Source organism: Streptomyces sp. NPDC048560 (assembly GCF_040650955.1).
Taxonomy (GTDB): Bacteria; Actinomycetota; Actinomycetes; order Streptomycetales; family Streptomycetaceae; genus Streptomyces.
Window position 1 is genome coordinate 209,588 of sequence record NZ_JBEZIJ010000004.1, and the last position, 24,185, is coordinate 233,772.

15 protein-coding genes and 1 pseudogene are annotated in these 24,185 nt (G+C 70.7%); 5 read left to right on the plus strand and 11 right to left on the minus strand.

The genetic code is table 11. From position 1 onward, the window contains the following. Positions 1-155: 155 nt before the first annotated feature. The 8 genes from AB0C82_RS13770 to AB0C82_RS13805 form a co-directional block, all read right to left on the minus strand. Positions 156-824: a hypothetical protein gene (locus AB0C82_RS13770; protein WP_362840347.1), complete on the minus strand. Its 669-nt coding sequence runs from the start codon at positions 822-824 to the stop codon at positions 156-158. Between the two features lie 177 nt (positions 825-1,001). Next, complete coding sequence (locus AB0C82_RS13775) at positions 1,002-1,670, minus strand: response regulator transcription factor (RefSeq protein WP_362840348.1); 669 nt, start codon at positions 1,668-1,670, stop codon at positions 1,002-1,004. After that, on the minus strand, positions 1,667-2,965 hold the full coding sequence (locus tag AB0C82_RS13780; RefSeq protein WP_362840351.1) for a sensor histidine kinase: 1,299 nt from the start codon (positions 2,963-2,965) through the stop codon (positions 1,667-1,669). The genes AB0C82_RS13775 and AB0C82_RS13780 overlap by 4 nt, the downstream gene beginning before the upstream one ends. A 1-nt stretch (position 2,966) precedes the next feature. Further along, positions 2,967-4,127: an acyltransferase gene (locus AB0C82_RS13785; protein ID WP_362840353.1), complete on the minus strand. Its 1,161-nt coding sequence runs from the start codon at positions 4,125-4,127 to the stop codon at positions 2,967-2,969. Beyond that, positions 4,120-5,088, minus strand: a complete 969-nt coding sequence (locus tag AB0C82_RS13790; RefSeq protein ID WP_362840356.1) for an alpha/beta hydrolase — start codon at positions 5,086-5,088, stop codon at positions 4,120-4,122. The genes AB0C82_RS13785 and AB0C82_RS13790 overlap by 8 nt, the downstream gene beginning before the upstream one ends. A 312-nt stretch (positions 5,089-5,400) precedes the next feature. Then, positions 5,401-6,600, minus strand: coding sequence for a serine hydrolase domain-containing protein (locus AB0C82_RS13795; protein WP_362840359.1), 1,200 nt, complete (start codon positions 6,598-6,600; stop codon positions 5,401-5,403). Between the two features lie 64 nt (positions 6,601-6,664). Beyond that, positions 6,665-7,240 (minus strand): histidine phosphatase family protein, encoded by a 576-nt coding sequence (locus AB0C82_RS13800; RefSeq protein WP_362840362.1) that lies wholly within the window; start codon positions 7,238-7,240, stop codon positions 6,665-6,667. An 82-nt stretch (positions 7,241-7,322) separates the two neighbouring features. After that, complete coding sequence (locus AB0C82_RS13805) at positions 7,323-8,798, minus strand: PLP-dependent aminotransferase family protein (RefSeq protein ID WP_362840365.1); 1,476 nt, start codon at positions 8,796-8,798, stop codon at positions 7,323-7,325. Between AB0C82_RS13805 and AB0C82_RS13810 the strand changes: the two genes are divergently transcribed. The 5 genes and pseudogenes from AB0C82_RS13810 to AB0C82_RS13830 all read left to right on the plus strand — a co-directional run. Next, complete coding sequence (locus AB0C82_RS13810) at positions 8,797-9,801, plus strand: DMT family transporter (protein ID WP_362840368.1); 1,005 nt, start codon at positions 8,797-8,799, stop codon at positions 9,799-9,801. The two genes, AB0C82_RS13805 and AB0C82_RS13810, sit on opposite strands and share 2 nt — an antisense overlap. A gap of 42 nt (positions 9,802-9,843) precedes the next feature. Beyond that, the gene (locus AB0C82_RS13815; protein WP_362840372.1) at positions 9,844-10,047 is read left to right on the plus strand and encodes a DUF1918 domain-containing protein; all 204 of its coding nucleotides are present in this window, start codon (positions 9,844-9,846) and stop codon (positions 10,045-10,047) included. A 215-nt stretch (positions 10,048-10,262) separates the two neighbouring features. Continuing rightward, positions 10,263-11,120, plus strand: a complete 858-nt coding sequence (locus tag AB0C82_RS13820) for a 3-hydroxybutyryl-CoA dehydrogenase (RefSeq protein ID WP_362840375.1) — start codon at positions 10,263-10,265, stop codon at positions 11,118-11,120. Between the two features lie 519 nt (positions 11,121-11,639). After that, a complete protein-coding gene (locus AB0C82_RS13825) occupies positions 11,640-11,804 on the plus strand; it encodes a transposase (RefSeq protein ID WP_362840378.1) in 165 nt (54 codons plus the stop codon). 108 nt (positions 11,805-11,912) lie between these two features. Next, a pseudogene (locus tag AB0C82_RS13830) lies at positions 11,913-12,125 on the plus strand (IS3 family transposase); the annotation flags it as partial. A gap of 846 nt (positions 12,126-12,971) precedes the next feature. On the opposite strand, the gene AB0C82_RS13835 reads toward AB0C82_RS13830, so the two are convergent. The 3 genes from AB0C82_RS13835 to AB0C82_RS13845 all read right to left on the minus strand — a co-directional run bounded on the left by AB0C82_RS13835 (position 12,972) and on the right by AB0C82_RS13845 (position 23,557). Then, on the minus strand, positions 12,972-14,027 hold the full coding sequence (locus AB0C82_RS13835) for a hypothetical protein (protein WP_362840381.1): 1,056 nt from the start codon (positions 14,025-14,027) through the stop codon (positions 12,972-12,974). A 455-nt stretch (positions 14,028-14,482) separates the two neighbouring features. Further along, on the minus strand, positions 14,483-20,389 hold the full coding sequence (locus AB0C82_RS13840) for a hypothetical protein (RefSeq protein ID WP_362840384.1): 5,907 nt from the start codon (positions 20,387-20,389) through the stop codon (positions 14,483-14,485). Between the two features lie 588 nt (positions 20,390-20,977). Continuing rightward, the gene (locus AB0C82_RS13845) at positions 20,978-23,557 is read right to left on the minus strand and encodes a DUF262 domain-containing protein (protein WP_362840387.1); all 2,580 of its coding nucleotides are present in this window, start codon (positions 23,555-23,557) and stop codon (positions 20,978-20,980) included. Between the last annotated feature and the right edge of the window lie 628 nt (positions 23,558-24,185).

The following is a 24,185-nucleotide window of genomic DNA, read 5'->3' on the forward strand; positions in this document are numbered from 1 at the left end:
GTACAACGGACGTCCTCATTCAGGGCGACTGCGGGCGGGAGCACCGTAACGGCATACGCGCGTGCGGCTCCACCGATTTCCGGGCGGGCGGCGATCCCGTGTCGGCCTGGGTCCCGATCGCACGGCGACGCACCCGGACGGGAGGCGGTCCGCGATCACCGTCCCGTCAGCCGGCGCCGCAGGTAGGCGGTCAGGTCCGCGGCCGGAACCTCGGCCCAGGTGGCGCCGGGCTCGCCGACGCGTACCTCGTAACGCTCCCCCGGTGGCCCGTCGCCCGGGTCCGCCACCAGGACCTGCCGGCTCGTCGCGTCCAGCCCGTCCACCTGGAGACGGACGGCACGGTGCGAGATGTCGGGATAGAAACCCCGGAGCGTCACGTCGGCACGGAGCAGGCGCAGGAGATCCCACTGCTCGCGGTGGAATTCGGTGGCCAGGAGGCGGGACCACTGCGAGGCGGCGGGCTCCCCGGCCGCGAGCGCGCCGGTGAGCCCGGCGAGGTCGAGGAACGCGAACTCCGCCTCCAGCGCGTCGAAGGGCATACCGGCCCGCCATGCGGCGACCGCGTCCACGAGCAATTCGAGGTCGCCCGTCGCACCGATCGCCCACGCGAAGCCGGGAATGCCGGTGCTCAAGCGGAACAGCCGCTCACCTGCCGCCGGATCGATCGACACGTAGCCTCTCGTCGTCTCGGTCACGGCGCCGTCGGGAGTCGGGGACAGCGATCCGATGTCGCGTCCGCGCAGCGTCGCGGCTTCCCTCATGGCGGCCGCGAGGCCGCCACGGGCGGTCACCTCCGGGTACGGGTCCGGCCGGGGCGTACTCACGTCCCGCACCCCGGCCGCAGCCCTCGCGCGGACCGATCGGTGCGGGGCGAGCGGGCCGGCAGAAGGGGGACGCACCGACCGGCCCGGTCGGGGTTCCGGTCGTGGGAGAGGGCGCGCACAGCGGCTCCTGTATACGGGAGGGCTCCGGCCGGGGGCGGCCCGCCGGGGCGTTCGGGGTCAGTATCCGGCCGGGCGCACCAGACCGGTCTCGTACGCGTGGACAGCTGCCTGGGTGCGGTCGCGCAGGGACAGCTTGACGAGGATCCGGCTCACATGGGTCTTCACCGTCTGCTCCGCGACCACCAGGCGCGCCGCTATCTCCGCGTTCGACAGTCCGTGCGCGATCAGGGACAGCACCTCCGTCTCGCGCTGCGTCAGATCCCCGACGCGGTCCTTGAGAGGGGCGCGGGGCGCTTCGGCCAGGCGGGAGTACTCGGCGATCAGCCGCTTGGTGATGTTCGGGGCGAGCAGAGCCTCCCCCGCCGCCACCACCCTTACCGCATGGGCGAGTTCGGCCGCCGAGGCGTCCTTGAGGAGGAAGCCGGAGGCGCCCGCGCGGAGCGCCTCGTACACGTACTCGTCGAGGTCGAAGGTCGTCAGGACGAGCACCTTGACGGTGGCGTCGTCCGGCGCCGTGACGCGGCGGGTCGCCTCGATTCCGCCGAGTCCTGGCATCCGTATGTCCATCAGGACGACGTCGGGGCCGAGTTCGGCCACCTTGGCGACCGCGTCGAGGCCGTCCACGGCCTGGCCGACGACCTCGATGCCCGGTTCGGCGTCGAGCAGCACGGTGAAGCCCTGGCGGACCATCATCTGGTCGTCGGCGATCAGGACGCGGATGGTCATGCGGGGTCCTCCAGGGGGAGCGTGGCCACTACTTCGTAACCGCCTTCGGCGGTGGGCCCGTTGGCGAAGTCTCCGCCCAGCATGACGGTACGTTCCCTCATGCCGAGCAGTCCGTGGCCGGCCCCCCTCGACGGGCCGGCCGCGCGGTCGGGCGCGGTGTTGGTGACGCGGACGGTGACCGCCGACGAGTGGTAGCCGGTCTCCACCCGTACGCGCGCTCCGGGCGCGTGACGCATCACGTTGCTCAGCGCCTCCTGGACGATGCGGAACGCCGACAGTTCGACGCCCGGCGAGAGGGGCCGCCGCTTGCCCGTCGACTCGCTGACGACGGTGATCCCGGCGCCCCGCACCGTGCCGACCAGTTCGTCCAGCCGGTCGAGCGTGGGCTGCGGTGCGTGGGCACCTTCGGCGAGGGTGTCCTCCGTGCGCAGCACGCCCAGCACGCGGCGCAGCTCGGTAAGGGCGTCGACGGCGTTCTCCCGGATGGAGGCGAGGTTCTCGCGCAGGGCGTCCGAGGGGTCCTCGACCAGGTGCGGGGCGACCTGTGCCTGGATGGAGATCACGGTCATGTGATGGGCGACCACGTCGTGCAGCTCGCGGGCGATCCGGTTGCGCTCCTCCAGGAGGGTGCGCCTGGCGCGTTCCTCCGCGGTGAGTTCCGCCTGGACCACCAGCTGGCCGCGGGCCACCCGGATTCCGCGCAGCGAGCCGCCGAGCACCGTCGCCACGACGAAGAAGGGCACCGCCCTCTCGACGTCGTAGTTGTGCGGCTGGGTGGTGAAGGGGAGGCAGGCCACTCCTGCCAGGACGGTGATCACCAACGCCCGTACGGCGGTCCACGGCCGCACCCGCGAGGCCACCAGGAACAGCAGCACGCAGTTCAGGGCGATGGCCGGGATGTCCCACGGGTACAGCCTGTCCTTGCTGATCAGGGGCTCCCAGATGACGGTCCCGACGGTCATCAGGATCATCGATGCCCACCAGGCCGGCATGGGCCGGGACATCGCCGCGATGAGCGCCGCCGACTGGAGCCCGGAGAGCAACAGGGCCTGCCAGGTGACCGCTTGTCCGTCTCCGCCGTTCACATTGCTCACGGCGATGGTCACCGCGAGCACCACCAGCACCATCCAGGACACCGGCCGCCAGACCGGCCAGCCCGGCTCCCCCATGCGCGGCAGCGGATCGGCGGCGCCCGTCCCCATGCCCTCGTACAAGGTGCGCGGCAGCTTCCGCACCGCCGCCTTCAGCCGCTTCCCGCTCCCTGCCCCTGCCCCCGTCAGCTTCACTTGATCCACCCTAGGCACTGTGAGCCTCCACGGTTCGTTCGGGGCGGGCCTCGCGGACCACCCGGGAGGAGCCGGATCGCCCCTGTTCGTACGAGCGGAACGCCGACCGGCACACCAGCAGGGCCAGCGCGAACACCGGCAGCCAGGCCAGCCGGGCCAGCACCCAGACCGGCCCGTCCGGGACGGTGTGGAGCCCCGGCAGGGGGCCGCCCGCCGACAGGCCGGTCGCGGCGACCGCCATCATGGCGGTCTGGTGCCAGAGGAAGAGGGTCATCGCGGAGAGGTTGGCCAGGGCCACGGCCGCCCAGAGCGCGGGCCGCGCGAGCAGCCTGCGCAGCGGACCGAGGAGCAGCAGAGCCGCGCCGCACTGGGCGAGCCCGAAGGTCACGACGGCGAGGGTGGGCGGGTCGAGGTTGGAGACGGCGGCTCCCGGGACGCCGACCATGGACGCCGGGTAGCCGGCGAACAGGACGAGGAGGACCGTGGTGGCGGCTCCCCCGGCCAGCAGGACCCGGCCGGTCGTCCGGATCGGCAGTCCGCCCCGGGCCCAGGCCGCGCCCAGGCAGTACGGGACCAGCCACCCGGCCACGACGTTGACCGAGCCGAGCCAGGCAGGTGCGTCGGCCCCGAACCTCAGCAGGTCGACGTGGAGCACGACGGCGAACGGCCACAGCGGGTGGATCCGTGCCACGAGCGGGGTGGCGGCGGTGAGCGCCGCGAAGACCAGCAGGAACCAGAGCGGCGAAAGGACCAGTTTGCACAGCGTGTGGAGGGTGGCGTGGCCTACGCCCGCCGCCGCCATGACGCCGACCGCTACCGCCCAGACCGTCAGCAGGGCGGCGACCGGCCGGAACAGCCTCGCCATACGTCCGCCGAGCCAGCGCCGGTAGGACGTACCCCGCGCGCGGGCCGATGCGTAGCCCTGTGCGCCCATCCGCCCGCCGACCAGGAAGAACACGGCAAGGGTCTGGAACGCCCAGGATATGGGCGCCAGTTGGGGCATGTACCCCAGGGGGCTCGCGGCGCGCACCGTGCCGCTGTCGGCGACCAGGGCGGTCACCAGCCAGTGGCCCAGGACGACGCCGAGGATGGCGAGGGCGCGCAGCGCGTCGACGGCACGGTCGCGGCCGGGCGGCGTGGCGGACTCGACAGCCCGCACGAGGTCACCCATGGCGGCGCTCCTCGTCCGTGGTGTGCCCGTTCACGATCCGGGCCAGGTTGCGCAGGGGTACGGACCCGGGGCGCAGATAGTCGCTGTGGCCACCGGCGCCCGCGTCGAACACCCGGGCTCCGAAGTCGGCGGACACGGGGTCGGTCCCGAAGCCGAGGGTCACGAAGCCGAGCCGGAGCCGCGCGTTCGGGACGTCGGCGATCCAGTCGTCGGCGCCTCGTCCCGCCCAGACGGTGGCCGGCGTGCGCAGGCTCTCCACGTTGTCGGCTCCGGTGCCGGGGCTTCCGTAAAGCACGATGTTCGCGACGGGGAGGTCCGCGGCGGCCCGGGTGCAGACGACCGAACCGTAGGAGTGGCAGAGCAGCGTCGTCCGGGCGCCCGGTGCGGATGAGGCCAGTTCCCTGACGAAGCCGGCGAGTCCGGGAGCGGCTTCGGCGGCGCTCCGGTCCGTCAGGATCTGACGGCTGACCGTCCCCGGGGTCCGGTAGCCGAGCCAGGCGATGACCGCGGCGCCGTCGCCCAGTTCGCGCCGCAGAGCCCGGGCGCCGTTGGCGAGACGTCCGTACGAATCGAGGCTGGTGTCCGAACCGGGCACGAGTACGGCGATGCGTCCGGCGTGCGCGAGGTCGCCGAAGACCTCGGTGGTGCGGCCGCCGTCGCGGCCGTCGAAGGAGAGGAACCGGCGGCCCGGGTCCGCCATGCCGCGCAGCACGGCCGCCCGCCGCCGGTCGCCGTGGTCCGCGGCGGTCCGTTCCGCGGCCAGGATGTCCGCACGGCCTGCGGCGTACCTCTTGTCGAGTGCGGCCGTGGTCGCGGGCCCGAGCGGCCCGAGCTCGGCCGGGGCGGGCGCGGGGACGGCCGCGGGCCCGGCCGCGCCCGACACCGGAACCGCCACCGATGCGGCGACGAGGGCGGCGAGGAGGGTGCGGCGCAGACGGCTGGTGCGCGGGCGGGTCGCCATGGAGGGTGGTCCTTCCGTACCGGATGCGGTGTGTGCTTCCGGTACGGAAGGTATGGATCACGCCTTGTGGTCGGCGTCCCGCTGGAGGATGCACCTGGCGGGTAGCTCTCGGGTACTACGGGTAGGGGGCCGGCCGCCGGGCCGCGCCGGTGTGTCCGGGGGCCGGGCCGCAGGCCGTCGAGGGCGGGCCGCCGGTGCCGTCCGGGGGCCGGGAGCCGGAATGGGCGGGCGGCGTCGGAGCCGGCGCCGCGTCTCGGCAGCCCGTCGGGTACGGCGGTGGCGCCGGAGGCACGAGCCCCGGCGCCAGGACCGTCACAGTGCGTCGTACACCGCCTCGACCAGCGCCATCTTGCGGGGGTCATCGGCGATGTTCGGGCCCATCCGGTTCATGACGTATCCGAGCGCGACCCCGGCCTCCGGGTCGGCAAGGCCGCAGGAACCGCCCGCGCCGTCGTGGCCGAAGGCCCGGGGGTTGGGACCGTAGGAGCGGTTCGGGCCGCTGAGCCAGAGGCCGAGTCCGATCTCCGTCTCGTGTGCGAATCCCGCGCCCAGCACCAGGTCCCGGCAGCTGCCCTGCCCCTCGCGGACCCGCTCGGCGGCCTCCTCGGACAGGATCCGCCGGCCGTCGAACGTGCCGCGCCCGGCCAGGATCCCGTACAGTGCGGCCACCGCACGGGCCGTTCCGTGGCCGTTGGCGGCGGGGATCTCGGCGGCGCGCCATTCGGGCGTGTTCGCGGCGGCAGCGCCCGTCGGCGGGTTGGCGATCGAGGCGATGGCGACCGGCTCCATCTGCGCGAAGAACGCGGCCGCGGCAGCCGTCGGCGGGGACGTGACCAGCTCTGCGACGCGCCCCTCCTCCTTCTCCGGGAGGCCGACCGTGAAGTCGATGCCGAGCGGGCCCGTGACCTCCTGGTGCAGGAAGGCGCCGGGCAGCAGTCCGGTGATCCGGCGGACGACCTCGCCGACGAGGAAGCCGTACGTGAGCGCGTGGTACCCGGAGCGGGTTCCCGGCTCCCACCAGGGCTCGGTCGCGGCCAGCCGGGCGGTGGTCAGTTCCCAGTCGTAGAGCTCGGCCAGCGCGTGCGGCTCCCGGATCCCCGCCAGGCCGGCACGGTGCGAGAGCAGGTCCCGTACGCGGACGGATTCCTTGCCCGCCGCGGCGAATTCGGGCCAGTACGCGGCGACTGGGGCGTCGAGGTCGAGCAGACCCCGGTCGGCGAGGATGTGGGCGCAGAGCGCGGTCGGGCCCTTGGTCGTGGACCAGACGTTGACCAGGGTGTCCCGCTCCCAGGGGCGGGTGCGGGCCCCGTCGGCCCAGCCCGCCCACAGGTCGGCCACCGCCACTCCGTCGACGAGGACGGTGACGGCCGCGCCCAGTTCCTCGCGGTCGGTGAAGTTCTCCTCGAAGGCGGCACGCACCGCGGCGAATCTGTCGTGGCAGTGACCGTGGATCTGCGGCACGTGGGCTCCTCGTCTCGCGCACAGCCTGATGGCTTCCGTGAGCCGCAACATACCGACTGGTCGGACCGGCCGGAAGAGGTGTGCGCGATTCCGGAAGAGGTGTGCGTGACTCCGGTCAGCGCGAACCCGCTTCCAGGCTCAGACTCCAGCGGCCCGGCGACCCGGTGAGCGTGACCGTGGACAGCGGGCGGACGTCGACGTTCCAGTACGTGGAGGGCGGAGCCTTGAGCGCGTAGACGAGTGCGGCCCGCACGACCGAGGGTTCGGCGACCGCGACGATGAACCCGTCGCACGCGGGCCGGGTGTCGAGCCAGCCCCCTATCCGCGAGATGAACGCCAGCAGGGACTCGCCGCCGTGCGGGGCGGAGCGCGGATCGGCCAGCCAGGCGTTCACCGCGGCCGGTTCACCGGCGGTGACCTCGGCCAGGGTCCAGCCCCGCCAGCGGCCCATGTCGCAGTCGCGCAGCGCGGGCTGCGCCATCGGCGCGAAGCCGAGCGCGTCCCCCGTGGCACGGCTGCGCGGTGTCGGCGAGCAGTAGCGCAGCTCGGCGGCGCCGAGCGGCAGGAGCGTGTGCGCGGTGAGCTGGATCTCGTGCCAGCCGGCGTGATCGAGCGGCCGGTCGTCCTCGAAGCGCTCGGCGAGCAGGGCGGAGCTGCGCGCCGCAGCGACCAGGGAGACTCGAACACTCATGGCCGCGATCGTGGAGCCGAACGCCACGCCGGTCAAGGGGACGGATCGGGCGGCACGTTCTCGCGGGGCGCCGGACCGCTGTTCACCCGGGCGGGAGCGATGCCCCGTCCGGGCCGTCACGGAGCTCGTCGCAGGCGGTGCGCAGCCGTCGTACGCCCTCCGCGATCTCGGCCGGGCCCGAGACCGCGGCGAAGCTCAGCCGGATGCGGCCCGCCGGCGCCTCCGCGCAGAAGTACGGGCGGCCGGGCGCGACGGCGACCCCCGCGCGCAGCGCCCCCGAGACCACCGCGGACTCCTCGGCACCGGTCCACGCGTCGGGGAGCCCCAGCCAGAGACTGCCGCCGCCCGACGGGATGTGCGGCAGGGCGAAGTCGGGCAGTTCCAGCCGGAGGGCGGTCGTCATCGCCGCGCGGCGGTCCTTCAGCGCGGTCGCGACGGCCCTCAGGTGGCGGCTCCAGGACGGTGAGCCGACCAGTTCGAGCGCGGCCTCCTGGAGCGGCCGGGGGACGAAGAAGCTGTCGACGACCTGGATGGCGCGCAGGCGCTCCAGTACGGGTCCGCGGGCGGCCAGGGCGCCGACGCGGAGGCTGGGCGAGGTGACCTTGGTGAGGGAGCAGACGTGGACGACGACGCCGTCCTCGTCCTGGGCCATGAGGGGTGCGGGCAGCGGGCCCGCGTCCTCGTGCACGAGACGGCGGGCGAAGTCGTCCTCGACGACGAACGCGCCCGCCTCGCGGGCGATCCGGACGACCTCCCCTCGGCGGTCGGGGGCCAGGACGGCGCCGGTCGGGTTCTGGAACAGCGGCTGGCAGACGAACACCCGGGCGCCCGTCGCCCGGAACGCGGCGGCGAGCAGATCGGGCCGTACGCCGTCGGCGTCACCGGGCACCGGCACGGGGCGCAGACCGGTGGCGCGCGCCGCGGCGAGCATCCCCGGGTAGGTGGGCGACTCGACGAGGACGGGGGCGCCCGGCGGAGCGAGCGCGCGCAGGGCGGTGGCCAGGGCGGACTGGCCACCCGCGGTGATCAGCACGTCGGCGGCGCTCACAGCGGGACCGATCTCCCGGGCGAACCAGGCCCGCAGTTCGGGGAGCCCGTCCGTGGGCGGGCGGCCCCAGGCGCCGGGCCGGCGCCCGGCCCGGGCCAGCGCGGCGGCCATGGCGCGTTCGGGCTGCAGGGAGGTGTGGAGGTAGCCCCCGTTGAGCTCGATGACGCCGGGCGAGGGGGCGGCGAGTGTGACCAGCACGCCGGAGGCGTCCACGGTGCGGGGCACCACCTCGGGGCCCCCGCCGGCACTGAGCGACACCTCCTGCCAGGACGTGTCGCCGGGCGGGCGTACGGCGCCGGGAGGCTGCGCCCTGAAGGCTCCGGCACCGGGGCGGGTGACGACCAGGCCCTCGGCAGCGAGCTGCGCGATGGCCCGGGAGACGGTCACCGGGCTCACCCGGAAACGCTCCACCAGGGCGCGACTCGACGGCAGCTTTCCACCTGGTGAGTAGCGGTCGAGCTCGCCCCGCAGCGATTCTGCCAGCTCTGCCACACTGCTACGCTCATGCATGACAGCAGAGAATAGCGCTACTCACCGTACCGCGATAGCGGTTGCCTCTCCGGCCGACGGTCCCGCGCAGGCCGGATCCGGGACCGCGGCCGATGCCGATGCCGGACCCGGAGTGGCCGCACAGGCCCCCGCCGGTGGCAGCGGGACCCTTCTCGCCATGTTCGGCGTGGTCGCCTTCTCCCTGACCTTCCCCTCCACCGCCTGGGGCCTGGAGAGCTTCGGCCCCTGGTCGCTGGTCTCCCTGCGCAGCCTCCTCGCCGCCGCCGTCGCCGGCGGTGTGCTGGCGGGCCGGGTGCCGGTGCCCGCGCGCCGGCACTGGGGCGGCCTCGCCGTCGTCGCCGGCGGTGTGGTGGTGGGCTTCCCGCTGCTGACCACGCTGGCCCTCCGGACGACGACGACCTCGCACGCGGCCGTGGTGGTGGGCCTCCTGCCGCTGACCACCGCCGTGTTCTCCTCGCTGCGCACCGGCTCGCGCCCGCCGCGCGCGTTCTGGGCCGCGGCCGTGGCGGGCGCCGCGGTGGTGATCGCGTTCACCGTGCAGCAGAGCGGCGGGGCGCTCTCCGCCGGTGATCTCTACTTGTTCGGCGCCCTGCTGGTGTGCGCCGCCGGATACACCGAGGGCGGCAGGCTGGCCCGCGTCATGCCGGGCTGGCAGGTGATCGGCTGGGCCCTGATCCTCGCCCTGCCGGCGGCCGTGGCGGGCGCCGCGATCGCGCTGCCCTTCGAACCGGTGCGGCTGACGGCGCACGGCGTGGCCGGACTCGTCTGGGTGGCCGTCGGCTCGACCTTCGTCGGCCTCTACGTCTGGTACCGGGGCATGGCCGAGATCGGGGTGGCACGGGCCAGCCAGCTCCAGCTCGCGCAGCCGCTGCTGACCCTGGCCTGGTCGGCCCTGCTGCTCGGCGAGGAGATCCCGACCGCGGCCCCGGTGGCCTCGGTGGCGGTGCTCGTCTGCATCGCGGTCACCCAGCGCGCAGGGGTCGAAGCCGCTCGCCGGTCATAGACTTGTCGACAGGGACCACCACCTGTGAGGAGGTCACTCCCGATGGAGGCACACACCGGCGACCGGCTGCTGATGCACGGCAGAACCGTGGGACAGCACGACAAAGTCGCAGAGATCATCGAAGTGCTCGGTGCCGCGGGCGCTCCTCCCTACCGGGTGCGCCACGACGACGGACACGAATCCATCAAGTCTCCCGGCCCCGACTGCGTCGTGCGGCACACGTCCCCGCAGGACGAGAAGCGGTAGAGCCGGGACCGCACGCCGGGGACCTCCGAGCGGGGTCCCCGGCCCATGTGCGGCGCCGCCCCGGGTGACGGGGGTCACGTCCGGCCGCCGAGAGGACGCCCCCCAGGTCACCGGCCCCGGATCACGGAGTAACGTCGTGGGGTCGAGGCGGGCACCGGAACCGGACGGGAACCTGCGACACAGGGATCAGCGAAAGGCACGAGGTGACGGACTCTATGGCCGACATTGCACGCGTCGGAGTGGTGGGCTGTGGCCAGATGGGCGCAGGAATCGCGGAGGTGTGCGCCCGCAGCGGCCTTCAGGTCATGGTGGCCGAGACCACCGGCGAGGCGCTGGAGATCGGCCGCACCCGGCTGCACAACTCCCTCTCGAAGGCCGCCGAACGCGGCAAGATCACCGAGGAGGAGCGGGACGAGACCCTCGGCCGCCTGAGCTTCACCACCGACCTCGGGGAGTTCGCCGACCGCGATCTCGTCATCGAGGCCGTCGTGGAGAACGAGCAGGTCAAGACCGAGATCTTCCAGGTGCTCGACCAGGTGGTGACCCGGCAGGACGCGATCCTCGCCTCCAACACCTCCTCCATCCCGCTGGTGAAGCTGGCCGTCGCGACCTCGCGCCCGGACCGGGTCATCGGCATCCACTTCTTCAACCCGGCGCCTGTGCAGAAGCTCGTCGAGCTGATCCCCGCGCTGACCACGTCGGACGACACGGTGAAGCGGGCCGAGGCGCTGGTCCAGGACGTCCTGGGCAAGCACCCGATCCGAGCCCAGGACCGCTCCGGCTTCGTCGTGAACGCGCTGCTGATCCCGTACCTGCTCTCCGCGATCCGGATGTTCGAGTCGGGCATCGCCAGCCGCGAGGACATCGACAACGGCATGGAGATGGGCTGCGCCCACCCCATGGGCCCGCTGAAGCTGGCGGACCTGATCGGCCTGGACACCGTGGCCTCGGTCGCCGACTCCATGTACGCCGAGTACAAGGAGCCGCTGTACGCCGCTCCCCCGCTGCTCCAGCGCATGGTGGACGCGGGCCGCCTCGGCCGCAAGACGGGGTCGGGCTTCTACCCGTACTGACCGTCCTACCGACAGGCCCGGTGCCCGACGCCGTCGGGCCTGTCGGGGGCACGTTTGCCTGAGGTCAGGGCCATGTGCGGCTCGAAGAGTCTCGCCCCCTACTGCCGACCCAAAGCCGTTCCGGAGCGACGGCGCGAATGCGCGGGCCCGAAGCCCTGGGCCTTTCAGCGCTGTCGCAGCCTTCCGTGCTTGTACTGCGAAAGCTCCCTCGGGTGTCCCTCCGACAGAGCTGAAAGTCCCTGAAAAGTCCCTGCTGACTCAGACCCGGGACCTAGCATTACGAGTTGTCCCATCTTGCTCCACGGGCATCCGCCGGCGTTCTCCAGCACGGCGAACTTCCTTTCAGATCGCCTCACGGCCCTGCGCGGACGCGGATAGACGACTGCGGCTACAGCGACCATCGAGACCAAGACTGAGACTGCTTCGTCCGGAAGCAACTCCGGCGGCTCCGCGTAGAGACGGCGCGGTCCCGTGGGCCTCCCCTCGTAGAGACCCTGAGTGCAGTGGAAGTTGGGAGTCATGGCGGAGAAGAGGCGGAAGTTCGATGCGGAGTGTCGTGAGGGAGCTGTGCGGATCGTGACGGAGGCCGGGAAGCCGGTCGCGCAGGTCGCTCAGGACTTGGGGATCATCAAGACGACGCTCAACAGCGCGATGTCCTCAAGCGATGCATGGTCATCTGGGTGAAGTAGCCGAGGCAGACCCCGCGGCGCCCGTCGGGGCGATCAGTAACCAGAAGACCGAGCACAACATCCCGCATCGCGCCTCCTGCCGGGCACTCGGCGTGTCGGAGGCATGGTTCTACAAGTGGCGCGCCGAGGCCCCGCTGAGCCAACAAAGCGCGAGGTCAGACGCATAGAGCTGGAAGGACGGGGTGCCTGCTTCTTTCGTCTCTCGGGCGAGACCTACGGGTCGCCAAGAATCACTCTGGACCTGTGGGCCGAGAGCTGGAAGGTATCGATGAACACGGTCGCGGAGGTCATGGCCGACCTCGGTCTGCAATGCCGCAAGCCCCCGCGCCAGAGAAAGTCACTGACCCGGCAGGGTGAGCGGAGAGCCAGCGCTGACCTGGTGCATCGACGCCTCGGCGCCGTCGCACCTGACCTGCTTTGGTACGGCGACATGACCGAGATCGAGACCGGCGAGGGCAAATCTATCTTGCGACGGTCATCGACGCGTTCTCCCGCCGCTGCCTCGGCTACGCCATGGGCGAGCACCACGACGGCCCTGGTTCAGGCATTGTTGCGGATGGCGACGGGCGAGCCGGGGTGGCGGGAGAGACAGCACGATCTTTCACGGCGACAGGGGCAGCGAATACACGTCCGAGGTGTACAAAACCCTCTGCGACCACCTGGGCGGGGTGCAATGGGACGGGTGGGATCGGCCCTGGACAACGCCGCCGCGGAGTCGTTCAACTCGCTGATCAAGGTCGAGTACATTCACCGCCTCCGGTTTGCGACCCGCACCGAGGCCCGCCTGTAGATCGCCACCTGAATCACCGGCTTCTACAACCCGCGCCGAAGGCCCAGTGCGGCTGGCGGGCTACCACCGGAGGAGTTCGAACAGGTCATCAGCGAAGCACGCAAACCACAGGGCCGACAACAGCAGGCCGCATAACCAAAGTCTCTACGGGGCCAGGGAATTGACAAGGCGCCGGACGGGACCTACCACTGCGCTTACGCCGCGACGAGGGTCGAAACTAAGCTGCGTTGGGACCTCGCCGTAGACGACGCCGAGCGCCAGGGTCTCCTCGGCACGGCCGAGGACTGCCCCGGCATCACCGTCACCTACGAAAACGCCTCGTAACTCCTGGCGCGCCGCTCGGTGGCAGGGTGTCCAGCCAGCGGATGCCCGTCAGCCTGCGGTCCAGTCTGTGGTCAGTACTCCCGTCAGGACCACGAGCTCATCGTGGTCCAAAGGTGTCCGGTGAGACAGGGTGTTGCGGGCTGTGTGCAAGGCGCGTAGGCGGTGACGTTGCGAGGTGGTCAAGTCGAGCATGTAAGCGGCGTAAGAAAGGCCGCCGATCTCGAGCTCGTCGAGATCGGGCACGGCAGCCTCCTCAGCGTTCTCCCAGTGCTGGGAGCGGGCCCGCTCGCAGAATTCCCGCAGGGTGAAGCGCTGTTTCCGCAGCATTCCGGGCACGAGGCGAATCAAGGCGGTGCGGGCTTCCTCGATGAGCGGAAGGAGGACACGGTTCTGAGCGTGGCAGACGAGGACCCGCAGTTCCTGGGAGTTGGAGATCAGGAGGGAGCGGCCGTGGGTGGGGCGGATGCGTCCGTCCCAACTGTCGACGGCGCCACGGGCCCAGGCACCGTGGATCTCGGCGTCGGGGGTGGAGGCATGGGCGGTGGACAGGCGTCTGGGCAGCACGGGCTCAGCGGAGCCGATAGGGTGTTCGGGCATGACTCGACCGAGGGCGCAGCGGAGTGTGCCGAGGTCGCCGCCGTCCCAGGCGTCGCGGAGGGCGAGGGCACGATCGATGTCCGGGCCGCAGACTTCGGCGACGACGGCGTCGGTGACGCGGCGGAAGAGGGTGCCGACGGCGTCAGCGGCCTCTGAGCGGGAACGCCAAGCCATGAGGACCTCGGTGTCGAGACGGGTCCAGACTCTCCACCACCAGTGGACGGCGGTACGGCCCTGGCTGCCGAGTGTGGCGCGGGGCAGGTCGTCGGCACGGGCGGTGAGGAGGAAGCGCGGCCGCGCGCGGCCAGGCAGACCGGCTTCGTGGAAGGTGGCCTGGGCGACGCGGAGGAGTCGGGCGGCCTCTTCGGGGGAGATCTCGTCCCAGCAGCGCACGACGATCACGTGGGGCGCTTGGCCAACGGCCGCTTGTTCGGCAAGGGCCTCTATGGGGTCGCCCGTGACTCCGAGTTCCTTGGCGAGGCGTTCCTCCAGGGTTGTGGTCCTCACCGGAGCAGCTGAAACGACGTTGGTCCGGACGGTGCGGCTGGGTGCGGCGAGCTGGCCCAGGAGGCTGCTGTAGGGGTCGTTGGGCAGGTCTCTATCCCACCCGTCGTCCGTGTCCGCCCAGGGTTCGTGTGACTCGGCGATCGGTGCGCGCTGTGCTGGCAAGGACGATGGGCCGACGCAGCCTTCAGCGAGAGAGACAACGCCGGGAACGGAGATCACCGCCTCGAGACGGTGGACAAGTTCGCGCACAAAAAAATCGGCGCGGCCGGATTTCACGACGGGGTCGGGGAAGTACCAGACGCAACTGCGGCCGGCCCGCAGGTCAGCCTCGAGCACGTCGAGGTGCCGACGAAGCCCGGGAAGCCGGGCAATGTCCTCGTCCATCAGCTGTCGGCCCGTTCCGCCAGTGACCGGCACCGGTGCCGTGGACTCCGCAGGATCGGTGTCCACGGCGCTCACTGAGAGGGCTCGATGGTCTTCAGCGCCCGGAAGGTGACCGGGTCGAGACGAACACCTTCGGGCCTGTTGGGGTCGAGGACCGCCAGGCCATCGAGGCGCTTCAGGAGCTGCTCGGCGGCCTGAAGGACATCGTCGTCGCTCTCGTCGAAGAACGCGGCGGCGAGGTCACCTGGAGTCATGGCTGCCTTACCGGCCGAATACTCCTCGTCGCTGTAAAACTGGGCCCAAGCCGCCAGGCGGGAGAGGTCGCTGGGAGTGAAACCGACCGCCTCCAGGTGGGCTGCTGCGGCGGCGGGGGTTCCCAGAAGCTCGCGCAGGCCCTGGAGGACCTCCTTCTGCCTCATGCCGGAACGCACGTTGTGCATCGCGATCTCGACCAGGCCGGGCCACCCCCCGGTGGAGTCCATGAGGCCACGCCGTTCCTGCGGGGAACCGAACGGCGACTCCGGCCAGGCACGCACGCTGTCGACGGTCCACCGCTGCGGCGGGACGAGGCCAGCTCCTGTCCTCTCCGCTTCGACCGCAGCATCCGGGGTGCAGAGGACCACAGCGTACCGGCGGGGCGCGCTGGGAGTCGCGTCCGTGTCGGGTGCCGTTCCACCCGTGTGCTTGACAAGCCGCTCGGCAGTCTCCCTGACCTGGTCGCCGTTCCGGCCGCGCAAGTCCACGAAGAGGAGGCGGGAGCCTTTGCGGCGTGAGTTGGCGGTGATCACGTCGATGAGGTTGTCGTCCGGTCCGACGCTGACGATGTCGAGGCCGTACCCATCACCGTACAAGCGCAGCCCGCGTTCGACGTGGTCGTCGCCGAGCGCCCGGGTACAGGGCACAAGCGTGGTGCGGGTGGGATGGACGAGCATGTCGCCGAGCTGGCCTTCGGTGAGCGGGCTCATTTGCTGGACCCCGCCCCGGGTACCGATGGAGCGACGGGCTGCGCGCGGGTTGTAGTCGTAGGGCAAGTCGAACTCGGTGTCGTTCAACTCACTCTGCAGCTCGTTCTGGGTGCCCAACATGTTGACCACGTTGGGGCTGCGCATGGCGTAGGCGCGTTCCTCGCCGGGAACTCGGATGAGCAGGCCAAGGCCGACCATCTCGTCCAGGAAGATTGTCAACTGACGTTCGCTGTTGAGAGGGAAGCCGTCTTCCCAAATCTCGTGGGCAGCCTCCAGCAGTTCGCCGGGCCGGGACGCGTGCGCATAGCCGTGCTCGAGGCTGCGCAGGGCGACCAGGAGAGTAAGGACGCGGTAGCGGTCCTCCAGGTTGATGGTGTAGCGCAGGCGTTCCGCGATGAGCTCGCGGACCCGCTCCAAGTTCGCGACCGCCTGGACGTCGTCCCAGGTGATGGCGGCGTGACGGCCACTGGCGGGCATGGCGCGCTGCTGCATGTAAGCGACGAGGTGGTCGCAGAAGATCTGCACCAGGTTGGCCTGGTAATTGGTGACACCCAGGATGTGCCAGACCAGGTCGGGAGTCTCGAAGGTGAGGCCGACGGCGGCCAGGGGTTCTTCGACGAGTCCGACGGCGGCCCGCGGCTTGAGCGGACCGACCAGGACGCCCGGCCCACCGTGCGCGGTGACCACATTGGTGAGGTGATTGAAACGTTGCACCTGATGCAGACCAGCGAAGACGACCTTGAACGACCGGCTGGTGATCTCCATCAACCTCTGGAGCCGCTTGACGGTGCGGAAGGTCGACTGGCCGCCACCGGTGTAGACGGCGTGGGCGTCAGCGGTTAGGAAGGCGTCGGCCTCGTCTGCGAGCAGGAGGATACGGCGGCCGGGCTCGGCCTCGATCCACTGCCGGACCGCGTCGGCGATCACGTCGACGCCGGCGGCACGATCGGAGATGTTCGCCCCGATGACGCCGCGGCGCTTCAGCTCTGCCAGGAGGACCCGCCAGATGCCCTCCGGGGGTTCGGCGTGTCCGATGTCGGCCTTGAGGAGATCTACGTAGACGGCGATGTGGCGGTTCGAGTCGGCCTTCTGGAACACCTCGACCGCCTGCCGCAGAAGGGACGACTTGCCGAGCTGGCGACCGCCGAAGAGGAAGATGGACCCGTCGGGGCTGAGGATCTCCTGCATCTCCTCGGCCCGGCCCTTGAAGACTTCCGGTGGAACGAGCCCTGCTACGTGCGGGGTGTAGGGGGTGTAGCCGGTCCAGGGCAGGGTTACTCGCTGCGTCACCCTGAACGAGCGCGGGGCGCGGGCAGCGACCCAGCCGACGACGGCCGGGTCGACGACCAGGGCTTGCTGGCCACGGCTGCGGGAGGCGAGGGCGAGCTGGCGGCGCCCTTCTATGCCGATGGGCTGCAGGTAGAGGATCAGGTTGGCGCCGATGGCCGATTCGGGAAGGTGACGCAACGGGCCTTCGCCGCGCAGTTCGTCGGCGATGACAACGACCTTGTACATGCGGCGCGCCTGGGAGCCGAGGGCGGCGACGTAGCCGGAGGTGCTTTCGGTGATATCGGCCCGCACGCTGAGCCGGGTGACGCCGTGTCGGGCCTCCTCGACGTTAGCCTCGTTCACGGTCAAGCCGAGCAGGCGCAGGGCGCTCTTGACGAGGCCGCGGATCTTCCGTTGGTCCCGCTCGCGGATCAGCCCTTCCCAGGAATCGAGTCCGGCGACCGCGTTCTGAACCAGCGAGTCGTCGCCCGCGTAATGCTGGGCCCACCAGCGGGCGCTGACGCCGTGGCGGGTAGGCTGAGGAGACTCGGAATGGGCGACGCCCGTCAGGAAGCGGGCCAGTTCCTCGCCGGCCGGTTCGGCGGGGGCGGGCAAAGCCTCCCCGCGGCGGGCGAACGACAGGAGCTCCTCGGCGGCAACGGTTTTGCCGCCGTCCAGCAGCCGGCGGATGCGCTTGCACTCGACATCGGGCAGGCTGGCGGCGTCGAGCTGGCTGTAGAGCTTCTCGGTTTGCTGCTTTTCCAGGTCACGCAGGTCGTTGCCGATCGCGGCGATGGCGCGGAAGCGCTCCCCGAAGCGGTCACCGTGGCCGCCGTCCTCCAGGTCGAGGAGCCGAGCGGTGAAGTCGTGTTCTTCCTCCGGCTTCAACAGGTTCTGCACCCGGATCTGGGCGAGGATCAGCTGGGCTCCTCGGTGTTCCTCAGCGCACCTGTGACTCCACGTGACGGCCGCGTCGGCGAGACGCTGCCGCCACTCGGCGATCTGTGCGGTCGACATGGCGGCACCGACGATCCGCCCGCGCTCGAGCCGCTCGAGCAGACGGGTGGCGAGGTGGAGGTCGCCCTCGTCCCGGTGGCGTCGCAGCGCGACGGCGGGGTCGGCCGGGCCGAGCAGGCCCAGCAACGCCCCGAGCGCGTCCGGATGTTCGAGGTCGGGTTCGTCCTGTTCCTCGCGGACGTGCCAATGCAGCATGGGCAGGTGAAGCAGGCCGTCGGCGGGCGGCCAGAATCCCGTATCGCGCGGTTCGGGGTTGTAGGAGCCGTCGAGCCAGCGCAGCAGAAGCCCGAGGAGGGCTCCGCCCACGCCGGGCAGCGGTTCGGCCTGACGTGCGGCCGCGATCGCTCGCATCAGATCCCGGCCGATGTCGCGACCACTGGACGGGCGCGGTGACAAGGCGATGCGCAGAGCCGTCGTCAGCAGGTCCCGAACGGTCTTGATATGGGCGCGAAGCTGTTCACGGGCCGCCGAGTGAATGGTGTTCTTCGACTGCTTGGGCGTTCGCTTGGCCCGATCGGTGGTGTCGATGATCCGGTCGGCGGCGTCGGAGCGCTTGTAGTGCTCCTCCATCTCCTTGAAAAGTTCCTCCGCCTCGACCCGCCCCTCACCCCAACCCTGGATCAGTTGCAAGGTGTGTCCGAGCCGACCGTCGGGCGCGGCGAGGGCCTGCAGGACGATCGTGCCGCGCTGGTACTTGATGGTCCGCAGCGGCAGGTCGAGTGCGAGCTGCCGCGCCCGGTCACCGATCTCCTCACGCCGGTCCGTGAGGGGCGTCGCCGTCGGCATGCCCAGGTCGCCCGGCTGTATCTCGACGGCCTGCCTTACCGCGTAGACCAACTCGTCCATCACCGTTGCCCACGGCTCGAGCAGGCCTGGCAGCGAGGTAAAGTCGGTCAGGACACTGTTCGCCCAGCGCGCCGACAGGCCGCTGCGGATGGCTGCGGCCAGCAGGACCAGATAGGCGTCACGGTCGTCGTCCCAGGGGTGTCCGTCGTCCGCCGCCTCGATGAGCTCCTCGGCCTGAACCTGAAGGTCGGACGCCCCTGCCGGAGACGTGTGGAAGGCGGCGTCCGCGAACGCGAGCGCAAGGGAGCGGTGAGCAGGGGCGCCGGCGGCGCGGGACAGCCAGGAGGACTCGGCCAGTCGACCCTCGGCGATAAGGGTCTCCACCGGGGCGGGAGCGCCCGACCAGACGTCCGACGCGGAGGGGGTGGAGGGGGCGGAGGGCTCTTCCGCCGCCGTCTCTTGGGAATCGGCGGGGCGTCGCGGGACCGGCACAGTGGCCGGGGTATAGACCGCTGGCGTCGCCTTCTCCGCCGGCGCGCCAGTGAACGGCTCAGCGTGCTGCTCGGCCTCGGGCCGTGACGCCTCGTGCGTCGGCGCGGGTTCGCCGGCCTCGGCCACCGCGACAATGCCGCCGCCTGGCGAGGGCTCCTCGGACTGGGCCGCTTCCCGTTCCTGGCGCCCGCCCGGTGCCACCGCCAGCTCCGCTTCCGTAACGGAGTCGGACACCTCTCGGACGACAGGCCCGGCCTCTCCCGCTGTGCCGGACGTCGACTCAGCGCCATCAGCATGTGCGGCCTCGAATTTGGTCGTTTCAGGGGGCCCTTCGAAGGAGGCGCTGGCCGGTTCTGGGTCGGCCTCCTGCTCGTTCTCGGACCCCGTCTCCGTCCCATCGTCGGCGTCACCTGCCTCCGCGTCAGCGGGCCGCGCGGCCTCGGTGCCCGCCGCGTTCCCGCGGAGCTCTCGGAGGCGCTGCTCGAACTGCGCGATCTGGTCGCGGAGGCTCTCCCGCACCAGATCGTTGGTGACCATCTCGAACATGGCACGGACCTCGTCCAGCGCATGCACGGTCGCCCTGATCTCTCTGTCGGCCGCCAGCCGACGACGTTGGTCCTCCCGCAGCCGCTCGACGAATGCCTGAGCTTCGGACCAGTCCGCGTCGTCGCCCCACGGCTCTTCTGCGGCGGCGTCCGCGAAGGCACGGTCCAGAGCTCGACGTTCCCGGACCCACGACACAGTGTCGCGCAAGAGCCCCCGGCCGTCGGTCAGCCGTCCGTCGCGGACGTTCGCAGCGAAGGCGTCTAGCCGTCCAGCCAGCGCCGCTCCAGCCTCCTTCAGCCGTGCGATCTCCAGCTCGATGCCGTCGGCGTCCAGTTCCACCACGACCTCACTTCCGTGCCCGTGCTCTTCTCGAGGAACGGCCGTCTCCCCGTTGGCTCCCGACTGGGTCGCTTCGGTTTCCTTCCAGACCTGGTTCACACATGACAACCGCTCATAATCAGCTTCCGCGAGAGGAGCGGCATCGCTCATCGCGGCCTCCAGGAGCTCTTCCGCGTTGCTGTGCGCGAATTGGTGGGCAGGCGCGTCGGAGAGGAGAGAGAGGCCATGGAACATAAGCTGCGCCAGGTCCGGCGGCAGGTCCCTCAGCATTCGCGTGAGCTGTTCGAGATCGGGATCCTGGATCTGGTCGTCGTACCCCAGCTCACGTAGCCGCGAGTTGGCGAGCCTCGTGCCGCACCGGCAGACGTTGAGCAGCAGTCGCTCCGGTGCCCGGGTAACCCACATTCGGGCACCAGACGTCCTGCGCAGCTTCGAGGGTGCCGGGCCGCCGTGGTAATGCAGGGCAGTCGAGCCATGCATCTTCTCAACATGCCGGAACAACGAGAACACCAGCTCGGGCCTCTCCTGCAGCCATTGCCGGAACGACGACACCGAGAACACCATAAAAGCCCCCCTCGTCATGCGCCTGGCACGCACCTCAGCCCGGATCCACCGGGTGATGTCCGATCGCACTCCCCCTGCGGCCTGTGATGATGGTAGTTCCCTACGCTTCCGGCACGCACGATCGGCAGAGCACTTCCGAGACGCAATCTTCCATGCAACGGCAGGGCACTGTCACGTCGTTGAGCGTGCGAGTTGCATGATGGCGTGTCGGTGTGGCAGGGCCGGGTTCTCGTTCCCTGTTCTTTGTGCGCCAGGCAGGCCTGTGCCACCGGTGACCTGTCAATCCCCCGCTTTCGTAGAGACTTTGGTTATACGGCCTGCTGTTGTCGGCCCTGCGGTTTGCATGCTTCGCTGATGACCTGTTCGAACTCCTCCGGTGGTAGCCCGCCGGCCGCGCTGTGCCTTCGGCGCGACTGTAGAACCCGGTGATCCAGGTGGCGATCCAGCAGGGTGAACGCCCGGCGTCCCCAGCTCCGCCCGCCGCCACCGGTCCTAACCGCGGGCGTGCCGCTCGGCGTGTGCGGCCATCCACGTCGAGACGTGCTCCTCAACATGCGAGCCCACGAGTCCCGGGGCTGGATTCGGAGCTCAGGACATGTCCCTGCCGACCCAGCGGTCCCGGAACCAGGTCAGGGTCTCGGCCAGCGCGTCGCGGTTCCCGTCCTTCTCCAGCAAGGCCAACCGGAAGTTGGGACGCAAGTCCAGCTTCCCCTCCGGGATGTCGACGCCGTCCAAACCGTTGACGCGGCCGAGGAGCTCCGCACGCAGCGGGCGGTCAGTGAAGGGCTCGCGGGTGGCGAGGTACTGGAAGACCACCTCCGCCGAACCACCGCGTCCGCCGCCGGGGTAGAGCACCAGCGGCCAGATCCCGGCGCCGGGGAGACCTGCCGCGCCCAGCATCAGGAAGGCGCTGGTGGTGACCTGGCCAGCCCCGTAGCCGACCCAGCCGCCCAGCTCCTCCCACCGGGCGAGGAGAGTACGCACCGCGCCCACGGTCTCGGGGGTGTCGTCCGCGGCTAGCTGGCGGAAGAACCGCTCGGCCCGGGTCTCCCCCTCTGGCTCCGCTCCGTCTCGCCCCGCCGCGACCGCGACCTCCGAGGACTGCTCCTGGGCGGGGTCGGCCAGCAGCAGTGCCAGGTCGCTGCTGGTCAAGCGTTGTGCGGGGTCCGCAGCCCCGGTCTGGGTGAAGTGGATGCCGTCGGCGCTCAGTCGCGCCCGTACGTCCTCACCCTCCGGCTGCGGGCCGGCCCAGCGAAAGCCGTCGGCGATCCGGCCCTCCGCGTTGAGGACGCGGTAGGCCTGCACGACGCCCGCGGTCTGGGCAAGGTGGTTGCCCACCGCCTGGGCGCCGGAGCCGATGTACGCGGCGAGGTCACCGTACGACGTCCAGGTGCCGTGCGGCAGGGCGGCGAGGACCTGGTGGACGAGCTGCCAGTCGCGGCTCCGCTCGGCCCGGCCCACCCCGCGCAGCGGGGACGGCCACAGCGCGAGCGCCCGCTCGGCCAACTCGTCGGCACGGGCGCCGATCTCGCGGGCGCCCCAGCGGTCGGTGGCGGCGATGCGGCGGTTCATCGCCAGGTGGCTGCTGTGCAGCAGGTCCTGCTTGCGGTCGAAGGGGTGGTTGGAGAGCTCGGAGTTCTGAGCGGTGAGGGTCAGGTTGCCCAGGGTGTGCTGGAGTCGGGCGTGCACGTCCTGTGGGGTCTCGCCGTCGGTGGCGTCCTCGGCGAGAACTTGGAGCCAGTCGTCGCCCGCCGACTGCGGCAGGACGTGCTCGATGGTGAGTTTCGCGGCGGCGAAGTCCACAGGCTCGGGGTGGTCGTAGCTCTCCTCCAGCCGCTGGAGGACCAGTTTGCGCTGCTCCGGCCGGCCGTACAGGTAGAAGGGCGCGGTCCTGAACATCTCGCGCAGTTCGTCGTCGTCGGGCCAGTAGCGGTTGCTGGCGGAGAGGAGCTGACGCAGCCCGTCGGCGACGGGGACGTCCAGCGGAAGCTGGGCGGGAACCGACTGGAAGATCCGGTTGAGGTTGTTTGGCGGTACGCGACACACGGTGCGGCGTACCAGAAAGCTCTCGATGTACGACAGGGCGCGGGCCGTCTCCGCCGAGTCGGTCTCTCCACGTTCACGGCGGTCGAGCAGCAGCATCAGCGCCGGGTACGTCGCCGCGGCCTCCCAGGCGTCGAGTCGGCGAAGGTGGGCACGGACGGCCGGATCGCCCTCCTCGTCGGGGCGGACCACCTTACGGAAGTGCATGGACCGCCGGTGCAGTTCTTTCACGTACGCCTCGATGTCCGCTTCCCTGACCTCGGTCTGCTCGAAACGGTGCTGCTGAGCCGCGTACAGGTCCTGGCGGCGGACCCGGTCGTCGCCGTCAAGCACGAGCTGCAGCCACATGAGCTGTTCGAGCTCTTTGTTGCTCAGGCTTGCCTGGAGCGGCAGCCAGTACGTCTCGTAGACCAGTTCGCCACGGGTCGGCAGCCGCATGAAGAGGTAGTTGCGCAGCAGGTCGGCCTGGCTGAGCTTGAGACCGGTGTTGTTGAGGGACTCGAAGATGCGGTGGACGTTGTCACCGGCCTCGGCGGTCACTGCGACCAGCGTGAGCCGGGAGGTGATCGCCTGCTCGATCCGGAGGACGTCCTGCGGGTCGGCGGGGTCCTCCGCCTCGACGAGCTTGCGGCGGAAGAAGCGGTAGGCGACAGAAACGTTGTCCCCCGCCGCTTGCCCCTCGTGGGTGCCTCGGATGTGCGCGGCGTAGTTCGGCCGGTCGGCCTGGGTGGGCAGGAGACGGAACCGGTCGTTCTCGTTCTTCCGCTTGTTGATCAGGTATTCCTCGTCAATCCGCTCGGCCTCGTCCGGCCGGCTCTGGGCGAGGTGGTCCCGGATGGCGGCGAGCGCGAGAGAGATCGTAGTCAGCCGCTGCTGGCCGTCGACCACCAGCCAGCGAGGGAACGTCGCCTCGTTCTGCGGGGACGGGGCAAGCACCACAGAGCCGAGGAAGTGCGCGCTCGCTTTCTCCCCGGTCTCCAGTAGGCCCACCTGATCGAGGATGTCGCTCCACAGCTGGGCCAACTGCTTGTCTGTCCAGGAGTACGTCCGCTGGTAGAGCGGCACCTGGAACTGTTGAGCCCGCCCCTGCACGAGGTCGGCGAACAGCGTCTCTTTGGCCTGCACAGTGGTACCCGCTCCCCTTGGATTCCCGCGACCCCGCACCCATACGCTCCGCACTGCGGTGCCTGGAGGACCGACAATAGGGCGTGCCACCAACGCTCTTCCGCAAAACGATCGAGATCGGGCAACGAGACGTGGGAGCGGCGACGAGCAGGGCTCGGGCGTCGCGGTTGTCCGGTGGGTCGCGGTCTCCGGATCGGGCGCCGAAGGGGCGAGGGACTGTCCGTTAGCGCCCTCCCTGCTGGGCGCGGCGCCGGGCCGAGGGTACGGGCGCCGGTGGCGGGGCTCGGAGCTGTCCTTCATCAAGTCCAGCAGCCGGAATGCGCGTCCGCTGGTCTCGCGGGGCGCGCGCAGCGCGGTCAGGAGCAGGACTCCGACGGTGGCCGGTCAGGCGGTGAACAGCACCGCGTCCTTGTCTGTGTCCACTGCGTGCTGGTCTGTGGTCTTCATCGGCGTTCTTCCTGTCATAGAGCCGACGCCTGGCATGCCGGGCGTACGGGCTCAGGGTCTACGGTCGTCGAGCGTGAAGGGCCTCGTCGAGGCCACGATCATTCCGTCTGGGCTACGGTTCCGCTGCGGATCCCGGGGCCTGTTGAGGGAGCTGCGTGAGGCCTGTCTGTGGTTCTTGCAC